The organism is Immundisolibacter sp., assembly GCF_028696615.1.
Taxonomy (GTDB): Bacteria; Pseudomonadota; Gammaproteobacteria; order Immundisolibacterales; family Immundisolibacteraceae; genus Immundisolibacter.
Map to the genome: position 1 here is coordinate 1 of NZ_JAQVGQ010000263.1, position 3,348 is coordinate 3,348.

General features: G+C 70.1%; 1 pseudogene. It reads left to right on the top strand.

The features are described from left to right. A pseudogene (locus PHC73_RS12905) lies at positions 1–2,595 on the top strand (ATP-dependent DNA helicase); the annotation flags it as partial. Positions 2,596–3,348: the final 753 nt, after the last annotated feature.

Here is a 3,348-nt window from a genome sequence, read left to right on the forward strand (position 1 = left end):
CCGGACCAGTTCGACGGCGACGTGCTGCCCGCGCCGGAGAACCTTCGCATCGGCAGCGGGAACGAGGACTTCGCCTTCGAGAGCCTGCCGGGCGACATCTTCCAGCTCGGCAACACGTCCTACCGCATCCTCAAAGTGGAAACCGGGCGCATGTTCGTGCAGGACGCGCACGGCCAGCCGCCGAACATCCCGTTCTGGTTCGGCGAGGCGCCGGGCCGCACGGCGGAGCTGTCGGTTGCCGTGTCGCGGCTACGGCAGGACGTGGCGGACTGGCTCAGCGAAGGCGGCGCCGGGCACGCCACCGAGCGCCTGCTGGAGCGCCTGCCGCTGCCGGACGCCGCGGCGCGGCAATTGATCGACTATCTGGCCGCCGCCCACGCCGCGCTCGGCGCGCTGCCGACACAAAGCGCGGTCATCTTCGAGCGCTTTTTCGACGACACCGGCGACCAGCATCTAGTCATCCACGCGCCGTTCGGCTCGCGCGTCAACAAGGCCTGGGGGCTGGCGCTGAGGAAGCGCTTTTGCCGGCGCTTCAATTTCGAGCTGCAGGCGGCGGCGCTCGAGGACAGCATCGTCATCTCGCTCGGCTCCGTGCACAGCTTTCCGCTGCACGAGCCGGCCGGGTATCTGAAGTCCGCCACCGCGCGCGAGGTGCTGATCCAGGCGGTGATTGCGGCGCCGCTGTTCGAGGCGCGCTGGCGCTGGGTGGCGACGACGGCCTTGGCCATCCTGCGCCAGCGGGCGGGCAAGCGCACGCCGCCGCAGTGGCAGCGCAACGACGCGCAGGATCTGGTCGCCGCCGTGTTCCCGGACCAGATCGCCTGCGCCGAGAACCTCACGGGCGAGCGCGAGGTGCCGGACCACCCGCTGGTGCGCCAGGCGATCGCCGATTGCCTCACCGAATCCATGGACGTGGACGGCTTTCTTGCCGTGCTGCGCGGCATCGAGAGCGGCGCCATCCAGATTCTGACGCGCGATCTCACGGCGCCCTCCCCGCTCGCGGAAGAAATCCTGAACGCCCGGCCGTATGCGTTTCTCGACGACGTGCCGGCCGAGGAGCGGCGCACGCTCGCTGTGCGCCCGGCGCCGGCCGATCTGTCGGCGAGTGCCTCGCTCGGCGTGCTGCAACAGGACGCCATCGATCGGGTGCGCGCCGAAGCCTGGCCGCAGGCGCGCAACGCCGACGAGCTGCACGACGCGCTGCTGCTGCTCGGCTTCGTCACCGCGGGCGAGGCCACGCGCGAGCCGCGTTGGCCCGATCTGCTGCAAGCCCTGGCGCAAGACCTGCGCGCCTGTTGCCTCGATGGCCGGCTGTGGGTGGCGGCCGAGCGCTTGGCCGAAGCGCAGGCCGTGCTGCCGACGGCGATTGCGCAGCCGCCGATAACCGCCGTGGGCGAACCGCCCGACAGCGCCGAGGCGGCGCTGGTCGAGCTGCTGCGCGGGCGACTGGAGGGTTTGGGACCGGTCACGGCTGAGCGGCTCGGCGCGCCGCTCGGGCTGCCACCCGCCGCCGTGGAGGCGGCGCTGCTCGCGCTCGAAAGCGAAGGCTTCGTGCTGCGCGGGCGCTACACGCCGGGCACGCCGGAGGAGGAATGGTGCGAGCGGGGCCTGCTCGCGCGCATCCACCGCTACAGCCTCGACCGGCGGCGGCGCCAGATCGCGCCGGTCAGCGAGGCCGAGTTCCGGCGCTTTCAGCGCGCCTGGCAGGGCCTCGACGATCCCGGCGAGGGGCCGGAGGCGCTGTACGCCGTCATAGAACAACTGGCGGGCCTGTCGCAGCCCGCCGCGGCGTGGGAGGCGGAAATCCTGCCGGCACGCCTGCACGGCTACCAGCCGTTCTGGCTCGATCAACTGTGCGCCGAAGGGCGCGTCGCCTGGCTGCGCCTGCTGCCGCCGCGCGTGAGCGGCGAGCGCCGGCGCGTCTCGACGCCCGTGCGCAGCACGCCGATCGCGCTGGTGCCGCGCGAACACGCGACGCTGTGGCGGCGACTCGCCCCGGCCGCGCCGCAGCTGGAGCTGAGTTCGATCGCCGCGCGCGTGCGCGATGCGCTCGGCGCGCAGGGCGCGTCGTTCTTTGCCGATCTCGTGGCCAACACCGGCCTGCTGCGCACTCAGGTGGAGGCGGCGCTCGCGGAACTGGTGGCGCTGGGTCTGGCGACCTCCGACAGCTTCTCTGGTCTTCGCACGCTGATCGCGCCGGCGAGTCAACGGCCGAGCTTCGCGCCGCGCCGGCACCGCAGCCCGCGCCCGCGCGTGTCGGGAGTGGGCGCCGCCGGGCGCTGGTCGCTGTTGCCGGCGTTGGTTGCCAACGATGCCGCCGCGCGCGACGCCGCCGTCGCCCACGCCGCGCAGGTGCTGCTGGACCGCCACGGCGTGGTGTTCCGCGCCGCGCTCGAGGACGAGAACTGCGCCCCGCCGTGGCGCGAACTGCTGTACGTTTACCGGCGGCTCGAAGCGCGCGGCGAGCTGCGCGGCGGGCGCTTCGTCGAGCGCTTCGCCGGCGAGCAGTTCGCGCTGCCGCAGGCGGTCGATGCGCTGCGCGCGCAGCGACGCGAAGCCGACAGAACGCAGGACGAACCTGCGCTGGCTTTTTGAATGGCACCACAAACCACGGAAAACCACGGATGCTCTGATTGGCTCACGGCATCCCGTCCAAGGCAGGATGTCTAGGGAAATGCTGAAAAATTCCCTCCCTGGAATTTTTCAGCTCGCTGCGGCGCGGTACACGCCCGCGCCGCGCTCCATCAATCAAGGGCTTACGCCCTTGATTGATGCCGGGGCATCCTACCCCGGACGGAAAACACTGAATAAATCAGCGTTTTCCTAGCAGGCCGTCGAAAAACGGCCTGCGCCTGCGAGGCAGGGGTGCCTCGCGCGCAAATCAAATACGCAGGTATTTGATTGGTCGGAGCCGCGCCCGGACAGGTGCCGGGCGCGGCGAGTTGAAAAGGGCAGGACTGCCCTTTTCAACAGCCTGCCAGGCAAAAAACATCATAAGTCTTTGATTGACAAAGCGACGATCGGGCATTATCGGCGCTGAAGCGTGCTGAAAAGTTCCCGGATGGGATTTTTCCGCATTTCCCAAGGGAGCATGTCTTGGGCTTGCCGCCCCGCAGACGGGCGCCGAAAGAATCGGCGCGCCCATCAAGCCGCGCCCGTCCGTGCCGATACACCATCATCCCCAGTCGAGTCGTGCACCTTCCATGCGCCGCGCCAGTCGCTGCCGCTTTTTTCTTTTGCTCGCCGCGCTGTGCCTGGCCGGCTGCGGTGACGACCGTCCGCTGACGGTCGCCGTGCATCCCTGGATCGGCTACGAGCCGCTGTGTCTGGCGCAGCAGTTCGGCTGGC